This window comes from Aerosakkonema sp. BLCC-F183, from assembly GCF_041929145.1.
Taxonomy (GTDB): Bacteria; Cyanobacteriota; Cyanobacteriia; order Cyanobacteriales; family Aerosakkonemataceae; genus Aerosakkonema.
Genome location: NZ_JBHFNU010000111.1, coordinates 1 through 15644 on the forward strand (window position 1 = coordinate 1; position 15644 = coordinate 15644).

Genomic DNA, 15644 nt, shown 5'->3' on the forward strand with positions numbered 1-15644 from the left:
GAAACTGGGATAGGGGTTTTTTAGTAGTTTGATCGCTACTGGTAGCGAGTCCGCCTCGCGTTCACCGCGATACACAATAGTTCTCGACCCGTTATATAATTCCGTGTTGAGTTGATATCCAGTCAGATTCATGATGATTTCCTTGGAACTTATATCGCACTGGAAAATAGCTGAAAGTTATCTATTATTATCCTGCATAACGACAACATCGTGAAAGTGAGAGTAGTCGATCGCACGCCTTCCGTCAGGCGTCCTGGAAAAGACATCGACAAAACGCATATTCCAAAGGATATCTTCTGCCGTATAATAATGACGGGAGTGTATAGTTTGGGCAACCGTTTCGTCAAGCCCGGTTAGCATAACTATAAACTCAATATTATTATTTGCTAGCGACTCAGGTGTCGCCCCAAACAAAGGACTTGTCTCGTTAATTTGGTGCATCACCGTCCAAGTGAGCGCGAAGATGGGGGACGAGCTGCGAATCAGTTTGAGGTCGTGGAAGCGGCGCAGATGTTGCCCTTCTAAAGTCACTTCATCGCGCATTAAACTCACCCGCACTTGGGCTTCCAAAATTTGGTTGTGGCGTTCGTTGGCAGTGCGGAACATCAGCGTCGGTACGCCGTTATGAGGAGCAATTACGGCGTTGCGACTGAATAAAACCCTAGCAGTGGGTTGAGAAAAGCGGGCGAACATTAGCCCCGTACCCATAGACAGGGCCATCAAACCGATCAAAGCTTCGATCGCCACGACAAAATTCGCGTAATCGGTTTTGGGATACATCGCCCCGTAGCCGATCGAAGCCATCGTCTGAACGCTAAAAAAGAAGGCATCAAAAAATGAGCCAGTCCGGGCGTTTGCAATGCAATCTCCTCCTGCCAAATATGCTAAGGCAAACAGTCCGTTAGCGGCGCAATAAAACAGCACAATTACTGCGAGGAATTTTGGCCAAGAAAGGGTGAGCAGCCAGTGGTATGAATCGCGCCAGTGGGAATGAGATGAGCCTTTACGGATGACATTGAAGCGGCGGTCGTGCGAGCCTCCCAAAGAGATATACAAGTTCGCAAGGCGCGGCAATTTGAGGCGGTGGCGGTCTTTTTTCATTGGCTGTCGCTCAGGCTCAAAATTTTACTGATTTATATTATATTTTTGCCATGCTTGCCAGCATACATAAATTGATAGAATTGCCAGCAGAGCGCGAAAAGCTAAACTGACAATTTCATCGGGCAATTTGGGTAGAAAGCGCGTACTAATCTGAGATCCTAAGAAGCCACCACATCCCAAAATCAGTCCTTCTAAAAGTAAGACATTGCCTTTTAAGAAGTGACCGACACAAGCTGACATACCTGTAATTACTACGACACCTAAACTTGTCTGAACGGCAGCTTTGATAGGTTCTGCCAAGAGTAGCATTTGTAGGGGCACCATAATTACTCCACCACCAACACCAAACAAACCAGCCAGTATGCCTGCTGCACCCCCAGTGGCAATTCTAGCAATACTTTTGGCGATCGGGGACTGAGTATGCTCCCGATCTCCCACAGACTCTCTCGCACTTAGACGCTGACGCAGATGGACTAAGTAGATGTTCAAGAGTAAAAGTAGTGCAAATGCTACTAGCAGAAAAGAGGGGCGAATGCGGCTGGCTATCCAAACGCCGATTTGTGCTGTCACTACAGCGGGAAATCCGATCGCCAACACCCTTTGCCAGCTGAAAAAACCCATGCGCCAGTTCTGTATGCTGCCAGAAATAGCTGTAATCAAAATCGACAGGCTGCTAGTGCCAACGGCTTGCACCGGCGTATACTTAAATGCGACCAAAAAGGGTACAAGTACCGTACCGCCGCCAATGCCCAAAAATCCGGCTAAAATTCCCGCAAATAGGCCAGCGGCAGCCAAAATCAATAAACTGGTAGGTGTCATGTGAGTTTTAGGTTTTATATTTGAGATTGTAGATTTCCTTTAAATTTAAAATCTAAAATCTCAAATTTGCAATTATCAAATACTCGTGGTGTTGGGAATTTAGAAAGGCTTGTGCAATTGAGCCGCGCATCTTACTCTTGAGTATAACTGGCAACTTGATAATTAACTTAGGAACTCTCTCTGGTAAGATGTGTAAATCCTTGCTTTGATAGGGTATGATATGTCTGGAATATGGATTCAGTTCTTGACACTCGGTCTACTAGCTATGGTAGGGGCGATTTTATCCGCAGTTGCGTTCAAAAAAAACCGCCTCTAGCACCCCAAACCTTGCAAATACCTTTATTGTTCTTGTGCGACTGCGCCAAGAGCGATCAGTGTGGTTTTTTGAGCTTCAGTTAAGCCGATAACGCCAGTAATATTCATTCCTTCGTAGGGTCTTTCCGGTATCAGGGTATTCAGGCAATTACCTGTGTTCGCATCCCAAAGCTTAATGGTGCCATCTTCGCTGCCGCTGGCTACAATTTTAGCATCTGGAGTGAAGGCGACCGATCGCACTTTTCGCTCGTGTCCCTCTAAGGTTTTGATGCGCTGGCAATTATCGAAATTACCCACATCCCATAATTTTACGGTATTATTGCAACCACCACTGGCGAGAGTTTTACCGTCAAAACTCCACGCGATCGCTTCTACTCCTTTGTCGTGTGCATCCAAACTGGTTAAGCACTGACAGTTGTTGAGATCGGAAATATCCCATATCTTTATAGTTGCGTCTTCGCTACAACTTGCTAGAATTGAACGCGAGTTATCGGTCTGAGGACGGAAAGCAATTGACCAAACTCCCTTATGATGACCGACTTCCCCTCGCAAAGTGGTGACGTGCTGACAGTTTTCGATGTTGGAAATATCCCAGAGTTTTACTGCTGAATCTTCTCCGCCACTGGCGAGAATTTTACCATCGGGACTGAAAGCTACTTCCCAACTCCAAAGTTCGTGTTCCTGATGTTGTTCTTCTTGCAAATCAATACTTTGCAAACATTTACCAGTGCGGGGATTCCATAATTTTACCGTTCCATCACTGCTACCGCTTGCCAGGATTTTATCATCTGGACTAAAGGCAACTGACAAAACCCAAAGGTGATGTTCTGTAAAAGTATTCAGACATTTACCGGTGCTGACATCCCATACTTTCACGGTAAAATCAGCGCTGCTACTGGCGAGAGTTTTACCATCGGAACTGAAGGTGACTGACTGGATCAAATTTTTGTGTCCCTGCAAGGTTTTGACACATTTACCTGTGTTAATATCCCACAATCTGATGATGTAGTCAGTGCTACCGCTGGCGAGAGTTTTACCGTCGGGACTAAAGGTGACTGACTGTATCCAATTGCTGTATCCCTGTGCGGTATTCAAACATTCACCTGTGCGAGTATCCCAGAGTTTTAAGGTACGATCGTCCGCAGCACTTATTAAGGTCTTACCCAAAGGATGGAAGACAAGTGACCAGATGCAGCTTTTGTGTCCCTGCAAGGTATTTAAGCATTGACCAGTGCTGACATCCCACACTTTTACGGTAGTATCGGCACTGCCGCTGGCAACTATTTTACTATCGGGACTGAAGGCAACCGCTCGAATGATATCTCTGTGTCCCTGCTGTCCCGTTAAAGTGTATTGGCATTCACCTGTGCTGCTATCCCAGAGTTTTGCTGTGCGATCGAAACTGCTGCTGGCGATTGTTTTACCGTCGGGACTGAAGGCAACTGACAAAACGGAAAGTCTGTGTCCTGTCAAAGTTTTGAGGCATTTACCACTATTAATATCCCATAACTTTAGGGTTGTATCGTCGCTACCGCTTACTAAAGTTTGACCGTCGGGACTGTAAGCAATTGACCAGATGCCTTTGTTGTGTCCTTGCAAAGTTTTGAGGCATTTATTTGTAGATATATCCCACAATTTAACTGTGGTATCGACACTGCCACTTGCGAGAGTTTGACCATTGGGACTGAAGGCGATCGATCGTATCCAATTTCTATGCTCTCCCTCTTGATTCAGAGTAAAACTTTGTTGAATATTATCCAGATCGGAAATATCCCATAATTTAATTGTTTGGTCGGCACTGGCGCTAGCGAGAGTTTTGCCATCCGGACTGAAAGCAACTGAAAATACCCAATCTGCGTGTGCGTGATGGGTATAAATTAGTTGACCGCTAGCAACTTGCCACAGGCGAATTTCTCCATCTACATCGCCACTAGCTAAAAGTTTCCCATCCGGCGTTATTGCTACGGACATAATAATGCCGAAGGTTTCCATAAAAACGGATTTAGCTATATTCGCACCTGACAAATTCACGTTCCTTACATTTACGCCTTGCAGGTATGCTTGCCATATTGCTAAATTGGAAAAGTTATATCCGCTTAAATCGGCTTTCATTTGAATAAGCAAATTCAGGACGTTTCCGGCTGCGTATCCCGGTTCTAGCTGCGGAGTTTTCTGCATTTCTGAGAGCAGTTGAATTAAATGTCCTTCCAGGCTTTTGCCCTTTATATACTCCTGTAACCTTTCCTTAATTGGATTTAGTATAAAGCGCAATTGGGCATCTCTAATACAATCTTTACTTAACGCTTTATAAATAGATATATTATTAAATAATTCTAGTTTTAGCGTTTCTATTTCTTCCTGAATTGCCTCGATTAATTGGTCTGTGACATATTCCATTACTACTGGCTGTAGCGTAAACCACGATGCGCTCGTCTCGATTAAGGCTCGCTGTCTCAGAGAGGTTAAAGCATTAGGGAGTTCTCTTTTCGATTCTGATGATATAATGTCTTCGCGCAGTTCGGAGAAAGAAACAAGCTCGCGATTAATTGCCAGCCAATACATAATCTCTTTTTCTGCATCTGACAAGCGACTGAATTGACGTTCTAATAGGTCGCGCATATCATCAAAAACCCCTGTTCCTTGTTCTAAAAATTTCAAAAATTGACAAACTTTAGCATCAAATACATCTCGAATTGCACCCGCCACCATCTTCAAGGCTAGTGGGTTGCCTGTGTAATATTTAATTACGGCGCTCCATTCATTTTCCGAACCGGAAAATGAACCGATCGCCTTAATTAGTGCTTGTGCTTCTTGAACTTTTAAACCTGGCAGAGATAAGGAGCGAACGGGTAGTTTTTCTCCTTCCAATCTAAAGATTTCTCTAGGTTTTTCCCGACTGGTCAGCACTAAGCAACTGTGATGGCGTTCTTCTCCCAATCGTCGCAAAAGATCGCCGTACTCCTGAAATCCTTCTCGATAGTGTCCGGCGCGATCGCCATCGCGCAGTACGGTCTCGAAATTGTCCAGTACCAATAGACAGCGATGTTGGCGTAAATAATGAATCAGCCTAGATATCTTACCATCTACGGTTTCGGGTAATTCGGTTTCTTGTTGATGGGAAAGGAATTCGATCGCATCTGTCAGGATATCTTCTAGTTTAGGAGCATTGCGGAGACTTCGCCAGATCGTAAATTCAAATTTATCCTCAATCTGTTCTGCCAACTTTACAGATAGGGAAGTTTTACCGATTCCCCCCATACCGAGTAGCAACACCAGACGACAGCGTTCTTTTACTATCCATTGTTCTAGGGTAGCCAGTTCTTCCGTGCGACCGTAGAAAACGGAGACATCCGGCGCTTCTCCCCAATTTTGATAATGCTTGATATCTCTATGAGATAACCCCTCAGACCCCTCTTCCCTAGTAGGTGAGGGGGGAGTTATAATGCTTGGCTCTTTTTGTAGGAGAGGAATTGGGGGAGAGGTAGCTTCTTCTAAGGGGCTTTGCAGCGACCAGCGACGCAAAACTGACTTAAAGTTACTTTTAGTTACTTCCTCCCCGAAAGCTTGAGTAAGGATTTTCCATAACTCAGCACCACGATTCTTGATATGTTCCGGATTGTAGCCGAGTTCCTTTGCCATATCTGAATAAGTCTCTCCTTCCCAGGAGCGGCGAAGTATCTGCTCTTGAACATCATCGAGCTTTTCTGAGTGCAGAACTCGATCTACGATAACTAGACCTTCGGCAACATTCATTTTATTAATAGAGATTTCAACGATTTTTATAATATTAACTTACTTTTTCTGACTGCGCTCGCCTTTTTGGGTGAGTTTAACCCCTTGGTTATTGAGCAAAAGCTTGTGACTATTTACTACTTTTCCTCACTGCACACCAGAAAGAACGAAGTTAGATTTAATTCATGAAGCAAACGAGTTGGTCGAAATCAAATGAACGCTATCAACCAACCAATCTTATCAGAAACAAAGTCCAAAAGCATCTTTGCCAGCAAAACTTTCTGGGCAGCAGCATTAACAGCGGTAGCGGCAATTGCGCCGATTGTTGGTGAAGCGGTCAAAGAAAAGAAAATCACGGTCGATCGCACTGTAAATATCGTGATTATTTTGGCTACGACTGGTGCAACTCTAGCCGGACGGGTGCAAGCTGAAAATTCAGTTTATACACCGAACTGGTTACCTGGCCCAAACAAGTCCGATTTGGAAACTAGCAACTCTTGATATTTAACGAGGTTTTTATGCAACTGCGCGATATTATTGCCAACACAAACACTATCTCTTTAGAAACTTTAGCCCAAGACACTGCACTTGCCAAAGAAGTCCAAATTAACCTGTTTCGTTTCGGTTTGCTCGATCCACCAGTTGACGGTAAGTTTGGTTTCTTTTCCACACAAGCGCTGAAATACTTGCAATCTATCCTGAAGATTCAAGAGGCGGGATTGGGGCCACAAACTAGCAAAGCGCTGCTGGAAGTTAAGGAAGCAATTCCGCTGAAGTTGAGCAACGATTTAGCCAGCCGGATTATTAAGTATATGCGCGATAAGCACTACTTTGTGGCGGTGGGCGAGAAGCGCTACAACATTGTTTATCTCGAAGGCGCTTCTGCTGATGGCCAACCCAACCGGGATACTTTCAATGAATGGAACGATCGCCGGATGGTGATTGAAATAGCTACAGGAACTCCCAAAATTGTGGGGAACTGGCTAGCAACAACCGAACCCGGAAATTGGTCTACTCAACATCCTCAAAATGCTAATGGTGTCGCCCGAATTGATTTTGGACAATACCAAGCTTGGCAAGTAGGAACGCATTACGGTAGCGGTCGCGATCCTCATGAAGCGCTGGTACAATGTGGAACGGTGAAAGTATATCGCGATCGCAACAAAGATGGTATTCGGAATGGGGATGCGATCGATATCGGTGCTAACTTTTTCATCAACCAGCATTGGGGTTTTGATATGTCTAAAGTTGAAGGAGCTAGTGCTGGTTGTTTAGTCGGTCAATCTCGCCAAGGTCACCGGGAGTTTATGGCACTAATTAAGCAAGACGTTCGCTATCAATTAAACAACAAATACGTCTTCTTCACAACCGTTATTGCTGGCGACAAGTTAGCTCAAGCTTTCCCAGCTTCGTAGTAGTAACAGGGTGGGCAATGCCCACCCTACTTAAGAGAAATCAGATAAACTATTCAGCCCGGATCGGGATTTAATAAAATGAAACTCCAAGATATTTACAACCAAGACAATTCTGTTAAATTTGAACAAATGGATCGAGAACTAACCCAGCAAGTTCAAGTCCGTCTCAGTTCGCTTTCACTGTTACCGCCTCAAAGTGCAGATGGGTTATTTGGCCCTAAAACAAGAGCGGCTCTCGATGCTTTTACTAATGCTTTCCATTTACCCAGCGGCGTCATTACCAAGGAAACAGCTAAACTGCTCATCCAAGCAAATTCTCTTCCCCTGGAATCGCGCCTATTATCCGATCGCGATTATACCAAAGCTGCTGACCTACTAAATTGTGAGATACCTGTTATCAAAGCGGTGGTAGAAGTAGAAAGCAACGGTAACGGTTTTCTCAAAGATGGACGACCGAAAATTCTGTTTGAAGCTCACAAGTTCTCAGAATTTACTAATCATCGGTATGACTTGAGTCACCCTCATATTTCTAGCTTAAAATGGAAGCGAGAACTGTATAAAGGTGGCGCTAAGGAATACCCGCGCCTAGAGGAAGCTATCAGCTTAAATCGGTCAGCGGCGCTGAAATCGGCATCCTGGGGTTTGTTTCAAATTATGGGATTTAATCACAATCTCTGCGGTTTCAACGATGTAGAATATTTCGTGGCGGCGATGTACGCTTCCGAAGGCAAACAATTAGAAGCTTTTGTGGCGTATGTGCAAAGTAAAAATCTGGCAGGTTTCTTAAAAAATCGGAATTGGGCTAAGTTTGCTTACAATTACAATGGCGAAAGTTACCGCGCCAATAATTATGATGGTAAACTTGCTCGTGCTTACGATCGCTGGTCAAATTCAGTAGCAATTTTGCACTAAATTTTTCATGAGTCATAACCATAGTACCCTAATAAGGTACTATGGTTATGGCAAAAATCGCTACAATGGGTGAATTACCAGAGCTAAAACTTGGGTTAACTTTAAAAGTAGTGACACAAATTGATTATGAACTTAAAAAACTTTACAAACAAGTGCTTAATTTCTGCGATCGGCCTAAGTTCGATCGCCAGCGGATTTTTCGCATTCACATCGCCAAGTCTTGCCGATACAGTTCTAAGGAACGCACAATGGCAGATAACTATTGGCAATGAAAACTCCTGGAATGGTGTAAACGGAACGGGGAATTTAACTTATCGAGGATGCGATACTAAAAATCGCTGTATCTCTTTAAGGAACGGTACAGTTAGTTGCCGAGATGGAGTTTGCACCAGGGCTTGGCGCAATGGAGAATATTCTTATGCGATTACTTCTCCGATAACTGAGAACGGTAACGCGCCCTCAACGTTAACGGTAAGGAAAGGTGCTAGCGTTATTGTTCGCAGTACCGGATTGAGATAGAAATATAGGTATTGGGAAAATTAATAAAAAATTGTAGGTTGGATTTCGCCGATGTGAAAACCAACCTATTGCAATTGGAGGAATAATGCGTTACGCTGTGGTAATTGAAAAAGTAGATTGGTAGAAGATTTCAACGGACAATTTACTAGATTTGGGATATATTTGGAAAAGCGCGATCGCACATCCCCACCAAACCATAACCCAAGATCGATCGCAATCCAAAAGCCCGACAGCCCGATAGCCCAACAGACCGACAGGGAATCAATTCCCTGTCTAATAGCGAAAGTCGGTTAAAACCGACTGAAAAACCACACAAACTCAGTTTCTTACCACCAGTCCTCTAAAGAGGACATTCGCTATGGCGCAGGGGTTTGAATCTTTGGTGGGATGGCGGGCTGACTCATCTAATCCAAAACCGCCTCAATTAAATAAAATAATGATATTACTACCTGTTGGGGTTGACTGTGAGCCAAGAAATCATCACTTTTAGCCTGGATACTGAGAAAATAAAAGCACTTGATGAAATTGCATCGGTGTTCGATCGCGATCGCACTGACCTACTCAAAGAAGCGATCGACTCTTACCTACAAGTATACCAGTGGCAGCTAGACCATATCAAATAAAAGGTACGTTGTTGCGCTTCAGCGCCAAAGCCCCAGCGACAAGGAAGTAGCTGCTGCTTTTGCTAGGTGGGGTGAATGAAAATCGTTTCGAGTCGCCTTGCTGTTTCCGATTTAGACGCAGCTTATAATCAGACATCTCCGAAAATCTCAAAACTCCATCTATCGCTATTTTTTAAACCTCTCCCCCAGTAGGTCTGACTTTCCAAAGGCAACGTATCTATAGACTTTTTCGGCAATATTAATAGTGCAGCCGTCACATAACAGGAAAGCTGTAAACCCAAGCCAGAAACCCGGTTTCTTTGAAAAACCGGGTTTCTCATTGCCTAGATGTCAGTTTATTTCCGTCCGCCCACTTACTTAACGGTTGGGTGATAAGAAACTGACAGGATAATTAACTTATCCTATGGGGACTACGGCTTCATCAGACGCAAGCTGTAATAGTTCTTCAAAAACGCATCGAAGGTGATAGCCACAAACCCATCGTCAAAGTTTCGACTCGGGTCTTCTTCTGCAAATACTGGTAGTATTTTTTGTTCTCCATTCTCCTCTGTTATCGTTTTTCCACTATTGTCTTGTCCCCAGGGGTTCCGCAGTAAGATCATCTGCCGACCCTGGGCATCAACATAAGCATTGTGGACACTGTAAGCATGACCTTCCTGTAGTACCCCATTATATAATGGCTTCTGGTCATTGGTGCCGGGTGTTCCAGCCACGACATAGCCACCCCCATCCAATGCAGTTTGAATGCTCTTAAAGATTTCATTAGGCGTCGTGCCTGACGGAAAACCGCTGAACACCCACCCATGCGTTGGATCCAATCTTATACTTGGAGAGTTATACACGCTATATTCTGGATTCGTGGGGGAGTCATTCTTCCAACTAAAAAGTTCGCTGATTTGACCACCCGTAATATTTACAAGAGCCAGCCCCGGATCACCACCGTTGGCTATGGCTTCGTATCCTCCTTGCAAATTAGCAAAAGCCCGTTCAAAAATGGAAGCCCAGATGGGTTGTCCCGACGCATCGGTCGGTTTGGAGGATTGAGCCCATCTTGCCCCATACAACATATCTGATACATTAAGTTCTACCATCCGGCCTTTGTAATTGAATTTCGTCGGATAGGCAAGCACCTGGTTGTCCACGGTGATGGGCACTGATTGGCGTTGATAGTCGTTGAAAGAGATGGTGTAGTTGTTGCCATCGTTAGTAATAGCACTATTAAGCACCGTACTCTCCTTGGAGGCAGCAGTGCTGAGATCTTCGATTTTGCCGAAGGTGGCTGTCAGGGCTGCCATAAAGAAGCAATCGCCGAATCCACCTTGGTGCATGGCGTTTATTGGTTTTGAATTAATCTGACCTCCAGTGAGGGGCTGAACAACCAAGTCAAACTTTACCGGTGTTCCACCGACATTTGTTGTAAGGTTCGTTAGCGGTGTCAGCTCTTGAGAACTCGACGATGAATTGCTTACACTGGCAGTGCTGATAGAGGTCTGCGTCGGCGTCCCCGTCACCGTCGCATTCAAACTGTAGTCCCCAACCCCCGGAGCATCAACACTGGAGGCATACACCACATATTGACCCTCTTGCTGTGTCGTGAAACTCACTCGAGCATCATAGTTGCCGCCTGCGGTGTCGATGTCATCGTTTTCTGCAACTACTTCGCCAGTGATCAGATCCACCACTCTTAGATAAGCATCGAAATCCTTTGATTCCTGAGTCACCGTCACCGTTAACCCAGCCCCTAGATCGGGCAAGAGATAGGGATCGGCGTAGTTATCCGGATCGTTCGGATCGGAGTCATCTTTTTGACTGAGGGTTCCGGTGGTGGGGAGACCGGGGAAGAGCGTGTTATAGCTTTCCGTATCAACGCGGCTACCGGGGGAGTTAATGGCACTAATTTCGTAGGGTGTTGGCACACCAGGGGCAGTCACGCTGACGTAATAGGTGCCTGGGTTGATGCTATCCAGCTGAATTTCATTCGTCCCCTGGGCAACGATCTCATCGATGTCCAGCTGGTTGTTGCCATTGCGATCGCTCCACAAATTCAGGTTGACAGCAGCTTCCTGGTAATCGGTGAACACATCCAGATATCCCTCATTGATCACCTCCAAGCGATAGGTATCCACCGCATCGGTTCCACCAACATAGTCATGCAATTCTGCCTCACCGTCCGGTGGCAACTGGCGAGCGGTACTGGCTTGAGAACCCGCCAAATCCCGGGCTACAGTCCCTGCAACCCCTGCCACATTGAGGTTGTAGTTCGTGTCTCCCTCATATTGTTCCACTGATAGGAAATAATTTCCGGGGTTGAGGGTGACATTTTCGATCGTTTCATTGGCATTGCCCGATCGCACAGACTGGGAGATAACTTCATCCTCTCCCACTTCCCCATCGGCATCGCGATCCTGATACAGCGCCAGATCCGCATCTGCACTCAAGCCAGTCAGACTGAAGTCAACAATGCTCGTTTCTGTTACCTGGAATTGGAAAAAGTCTACATAATCCTCATCGCCCACTTGTCCTTGAACAGTCGCTTTCCCTGGTATCAAGCTCAGTGTAGTCGCCCCAGGTTCGGTATCGTCGAGGGTAGCACGCACAGTACTGAAAGTTCCGGTGATTTGTTCCGCACTCACTCCCTGAACCCGCGCTAAAATCGCTCCCGTAGCCTTCAAGGAAATAAAGGTATCAGAGCCAACGGTTTCCAGGTTTAGATCTGCTTCCGTAAGGGCATCATTTGCCCCATCAGTCAGGGCAAATACATCTTCGCCGTCTTTACTAAAATCGGTGATGACATCGGCGAGGGCGCGATCGGTGGTGCTATGGCGGATATCCAAGACAAACGCATCGGAGCCATCGCCCCCAGTCAGGATGTCCGTCCCAGCATCTCCTGCGAGGAAATCATCACCCTCCCCGCCCAACAAGACATCATTATCGCGCCCCCCAAAGATGACATCATTGCCCCGTTCTCCCAGGATCTGGTCTGCTCCCTGGTTGCCGAAAAGCAAATCAGCCCCACGACCGCCATAGAGGGCGTCTGCCCCCTCGAAACCAGAGATGATATCAGCCCCAGTGTTGCCCAAGATAACATCCGCATTGCCCCAACCGCTGATGCGATCGCTGCCACCAAGACCGCGAATGGGCAGACCAAGGGGATTTTCGGAACTGGCTGCAAATGTATTGGCTGCGTTGTTCAAATCCAAAAAATTGTCAGACACAAATTGCACTCCTGAAGAATGGACAAATTTATCCTCAATGCGAGGGATGAGGGCAGCTTCAATAGACGCATCACTTAGTCAAGAAAACTTGTTAATTGCCCAGGCTATCGAAAAGAATACTGCTGTTTTTATAAAAACACTACTTTAGATAGATGACAATAGTTGATTTAACAAAAATTTACGTAGCGGGCATAGTGCAATGAACGAACAACGGCGTCAAGCCTATCTCGCCTTGATTCAAGAACTCCTCTCCTGTCCCTGTCGGGAGAAAAACCAACTCCTTACAAGGTTTCTGGATTTGAAGACGCTGCTGCGCGTGCGTTGCACGTAATTTAGGAGGAAAAAAACTCCCAACGGAATTGAGGCGGTTTAAAGCAGGTTTTGACACCGGAAGGGCATTATTTGTGCTTGTGCGAATATCGCGCACAGCAATATAAATAGATGCACGGATGAGATAAGCTGTTCTCTAATTGGCAAAATGGAAAACTTTCGTCGGGGGCGCAATAAGAGAGATGCTGATACCGCCAGAAATCCAAGTTATCATTGATAGATTACACCAGGAAATTGATGAGATGGTGCAAGAAGCAACTGTGGGGCTAGATATACTCAGGCGAGTTATGTCTAATTTTCCAGAAAATGTTATACTTGTTCAGTATTTCGCCTACCTTAACGCACTTCTATTTTTCGCAGAAACATCTCGAAGTCAAATCCAAGCGATCGCGCAGACTCTCTCACCAGTCAATGTACCAGCAGAAGTGATTCAGGAGTCTGGTGAAGATTTGGGAAACCTGCTAGGTCGGGTGATAGAAGCAAAAACACGAGTCGAACAAATTCTCAACTTCTTAAGGGGATTACCATGAAAGAATTACCGGATGAAAAAACATTACTTGAAATGCTGGAAGTTTTTAAAGACGCCGAACAGAAAGCAAGAGAAATGTCTGAGTTAGCAACTGCGATCGCCTTAAAATACCAAAAACGAATGGCGCAGATTAGAGAAGAGAAAGAAGTGCAAGTTAGCAGTGCTGAATAAACGTTCCAGGCGTTTCTTAGTTTGATAAACGTAACCAAGCAATCTGATAAATTTCTTCTAAAGCGCGTTCTATTTCAGCTTGCCGACTATTTTCTAACCGCATCGAAAACGCATCTAGAATACTTTCTTTAGTATGATTTTTCACCGCAATAATAAAAGGAAAAGCAAATTTATCCTTATATGCTTTATTTAACAACTGAAATCTCTCATACTCTTCACTACTTAACCTATCCAATCCCGCACCCGCTTGTTCTTGCACGGAAGATTCACTCATTTTAACTTTACTACCCAAATCCGGATGCGATCGAATTAGTTCCAACTGTTCCTCCAAACTTGCATTTCGCACCACTTCCACCATCGCCTGATGCAAAGATGATAAATCTGCAAAAGGTCGCTTATCATACACTCTTTCAGCAACCCAAGGCGAATCTTCAAAAATTCCACCCAAAGTGGCGATAAAATCTGGCTGACTCAATTCATTTATTTCAGCTATTTGATATTCCATTACCCTATATTCCCAACCAAAATTCTAATATACATCTGCGTTCATCTGCGTTTATCTGCTGATATCTGCGGTTAAACCTAAATCCTATTAACTCCCGCGATAAGTACTATAAGACCAAGGCGACACCAACAAAGGGACGTGATAATGCGCGTCAATATCCGCAATCCCAAAACGCACCGGAACGCGATCGAGAAAATGTGGTTGAGGCGTTTTAATTGACTGTGCGGTAAAGTATTCTCCCACCTCAAATATCAACTCGTAAACACCTACCTCTAATTCACCCTCAGAAAGTAATGGTGCATCAATACGTCCATCTTGATTTGTATGCACTATTTTAAGTAACTTTCTACCATCATCCTGCGGGGTAAGAAACCACAATTCTATTTTCATATTTACAGCGGGAATACCTTTCGCTGTATCGAGTACGTGAGTGGTGAGTTTACCTGCCATTCTTGATTAATTTCTGGTTATTGTTAATTTAATCATTCCGTAGGGAGGACGCGGATCGCAATAAGATTTGATTTTTTCGTTATCTTCGGAAACAAATGCGCTATCCCAAAGACGATTTTGAGCGGTGAAGGAAACTTCTGCCATTTGGGGGAAACGATTTAACAATCTAGTTCCCATTTCGTGAATGAGATGCTGAATCGATTTGCTGACAAATTCATGGAAGACAACTTGCACCAAATCGCGCACTTGTTCGGGTGCAATGTATTGGGATAAATCGGGGTTGATTGCATTTCCCGCATCGGTGTATTTCCAGAAAACATCGAGATAGATGAATAGGGGTCGATCGATCCGTTCGGGTAATGTGGTATAGTTGTCGCGATCGAAACTGGCAAAAGAACTTCCCGTAATCTTAATGAGTTGGAATCCAACTCGTCCGCATTCGTGAGATACTATTTTTATATTATCGCCATCGCGGTTAATATAGAAAGTTGCGATCGCACTATCGTCATGCAGCCTACTAAACAAAACATTGCTATCTGTAAAAGTACCATCTTGCGGAACTGACGCCGCCATAAACGGTTGTTCTTTTCCCGTTATCCGCAGGGAAGACATTTGGGGATAAGTCGCCAAAAATTGCTGACCGAGGAAATAAAGGAAACCTTCTAGGGTAGAGTTAGTGTATGCGATCGCATTTTGCAAAACAAAGTTTTTCATCGTATCCGTAGCGACCACATTTCGATTATCACCCTCTGTATAAGCTGGCAGAAAATTATCGCCAAACACCTCCACGCCAACATCGACAGCAAACAGGATATTTTCTTTGCCAGCAAACGCCGACTCAGGTATTTTTGTCAATCCCGACATCGGTTTACCGTAAGTGCGATAAACCGTAACTTCTTCTTTACCGTAGCTGATTTCGTAGTTCATATCGATTTGAGATTTTAGATTGATAATATTAAAAAGCCTCGCTCTTTAAAATCCCAAAAAATTGTACCAAATAACTGTAAC

At 44.8% G+C, this 15644-nt stretch carries 16 protein-coding genes; 8 read left to right on the plus strand and 8 right to left on the minus strand.

Annotation, left to right across the window (positions count from 1 at the left end):
• Positions 1–177: 177 nt before the first annotated feature.
• From ACE1CD_RS32490 to ACE1CD_RS32500, 3 genes are all read right to left on the minus strand, one after another.
• On the minus strand, positions 178–1101 hold the full coding sequence (locus ACE1CD_RS32490) for an ion channel (RefSeq protein ID WP_374827391.1): 924 nt from the start codon (positions 1099–1101) through the stop codon (positions 178–180).
• Between the two features lie 24 nt (positions 1102–1125).
• Complete coding sequence (locus tag ACE1CD_RS32495) at positions 1126–1920, minus strand: sulfite exporter TauE/SafE family protein (RefSeq protein WP_374827392.1); 795 nt, start codon at positions 1918–1920, stop codon at positions 1126–1128.
• A 339-nt stretch (positions 1921–2259) separates the two neighbouring features.
• The gene (locus ACE1CD_RS32500; RefSeq protein ID WP_374827393.1) at positions 2260–5988 is read right to left on the minus strand and encodes an NB-ARC domain-containing protein; all 3729 of its coding nucleotides are present in this window, start codon (positions 5986–5988) and stop codon (positions 2260–2262) included.
• Positions 5989–6180: 192 nt separating this feature from the next.
• Between ACE1CD_RS32500 and ACE1CD_RS32505 the strand changes: the two genes are divergently transcribed.
• The 4 genes from ACE1CD_RS32505 (at position 6181) to ACE1CD_RS32520 (ending at position 8813) form a co-directional block, all read left to right on the plus strand.
• Complete coding sequence (locus tag ACE1CD_RS32505; protein WP_374790293.1) at positions 6181–6468, plus strand: hypothetical protein; 288 nt, start codon at positions 6181–6183, stop codon at positions 6466–6468.
• A 17-nt stretch (positions 6469–6485) separates the two neighbouring features.
• Positions 6486–7382: a peptidoglycan-binding domain-containing protein gene (locus ACE1CD_RS32510; protein WP_374827394.1), complete on the plus strand. Its 897-nt coding sequence runs from the start codon at positions 6486–6488 to the stop codon at positions 7380–7382.
• Between the two features lie 78 nt (positions 7383–7460).
• Positions 7461–8294, plus strand: a complete 834-nt coding sequence (locus tag ACE1CD_RS32515) for an N-acetylmuramidase domain-containing protein (RefSeq protein WP_374827395.1) — start codon at positions 7461–7463, stop codon at positions 8292–8294.
• Positions 8295–8420: 126 nt separating this feature from the next.
• Entirely contained in the window at positions 8421–8813 is a 393-nt protein-coding gene (locus tag ACE1CD_RS32520; RefSeq protein WP_374827396.1) for a hypothetical protein, read from the plus strand.
• A gap of 145 nt (positions 8814–8958) precedes the next feature.
• Here the strand turns inward: ACE1CD_RS32520 and ACE1CD_RS32525 are convergent, their stop codons facing one another.
• Positions 8959–9129, minus strand: coding sequence for a hypothetical protein (locus ACE1CD_RS32525; RefSeq protein ID WP_374827397.1), 171 nt, complete (start codon positions 9127–9129; stop codon positions 8959–8961).
• A 148-nt stretch (positions 9130–9277) separates the two neighbouring features.
• Here ACE1CD_RS32525 and ACE1CD_RS32530 point away from each other — a divergent pair, with 148 nt between their 5' ends.
• The gene (locus ACE1CD_RS32530) at positions 9278–9436 is read left to right on the plus strand and encodes a CopG family ribbon-helix-helix protein (RefSeq protein WP_374827399.1); all 159 of its coding nucleotides are present in this window, start codon (positions 9278–9280) and stop codon (positions 9434–9436) included.
• A 410-nt stretch (positions 9437–9846) separates the two neighbouring features.
• Here ACE1CD_RS32530 and ACE1CD_RS32535 read toward each other — a convergent pair whose 3' ends face one another.
• On the minus strand, positions 9847–12651 hold the full coding sequence (locus ACE1CD_RS32535) for a C2 family cysteine protease (RefSeq protein WP_374827400.1): 2805 nt from the start codon (positions 12649–12651) through the stop codon (positions 9847–9849).
• Between the two features lie 199 nt (positions 12652–12850).
• Between ACE1CD_RS32535 and ACE1CD_RS32540 the strand changes: the two genes are divergently transcribed.
• The 3 genes from ACE1CD_RS32540 to ACE1CD_RS32550 all read left to right on the plus strand — a co-directional run bounded on the left by ACE1CD_RS32540 (position 12851) and on the right by ACE1CD_RS32550 (position 13681).
• A complete protein-coding gene (locus ACE1CD_RS32540) occupies positions 12851–12982 on the plus strand; it encodes a hypothetical protein (protein WP_374827401.1) in 132 nt (43 codons plus the stop codon).
• Positions 12983–13163: 181 nt separating this feature from the next.
• Complete coding sequence (locus tag ACE1CD_RS32545) at positions 13164–13511, plus strand: hypothetical protein (RefSeq protein ID WP_374827402.1); 348 nt, start codon at positions 13164–13166, stop codon at positions 13509–13511.
• Positions 13508–13681 (plus strand): hypothetical protein, encoded by a 174-nt coding sequence (locus ACE1CD_RS32550; RefSeq protein WP_374790301.1) that lies wholly within the window; start codon positions 13508–13510, stop codon positions 13679–13681. The genes ACE1CD_RS32545 and ACE1CD_RS32550 overlap by 4 nt, the downstream gene beginning before the upstream one ends.
• 16 nt (positions 13682–13697) lie before the next feature.
• Here ACE1CD_RS32550 and uraD read toward each other — a convergent pair whose 3' ends face one another.
• The 3 genes from uraD to pucL form a co-directional block, all read right to left on the minus strand.
• Positions 13698–14186 carry a 2-oxo-4-hydroxy-4-carboxy-5-ureidoimidazoline decarboxylase gene (uraD, locus tag ACE1CD_RS32555; protein ID WP_374827403.1) on the minus strand — a complete coding sequence of 163 codons (489 nt, stop codon included), beginning with the start codon at positions 14184–14186 and terminating at the stop codon, positions 13698–13700.
• A gap of 87 nt (positions 14187–14273) precedes the next feature.
• Positions 14274–14636, minus strand: coding sequence for a hydroxyisourate hydrolase (gene uraH / locus ACE1CD_RS32560; protein WP_374827404.1), 363 nt, complete (start codon positions 14634–14636; stop codon positions 14274–14276).
• A gap of 6 nt (positions 14637–14642) precedes the next feature.
• Positions 14643–15563: a factor-independent urate hydroxylase gene (gene pucL / locus ACE1CD_RS32565; RefSeq protein ID WP_374790307.1), complete on the minus strand. Its 921-nt coding sequence runs from the start codon at positions 15561–15563 to the stop codon at positions 14643–14645.
• Between the last annotated feature and the right edge of the window lie 81 nt (positions 15564–15644).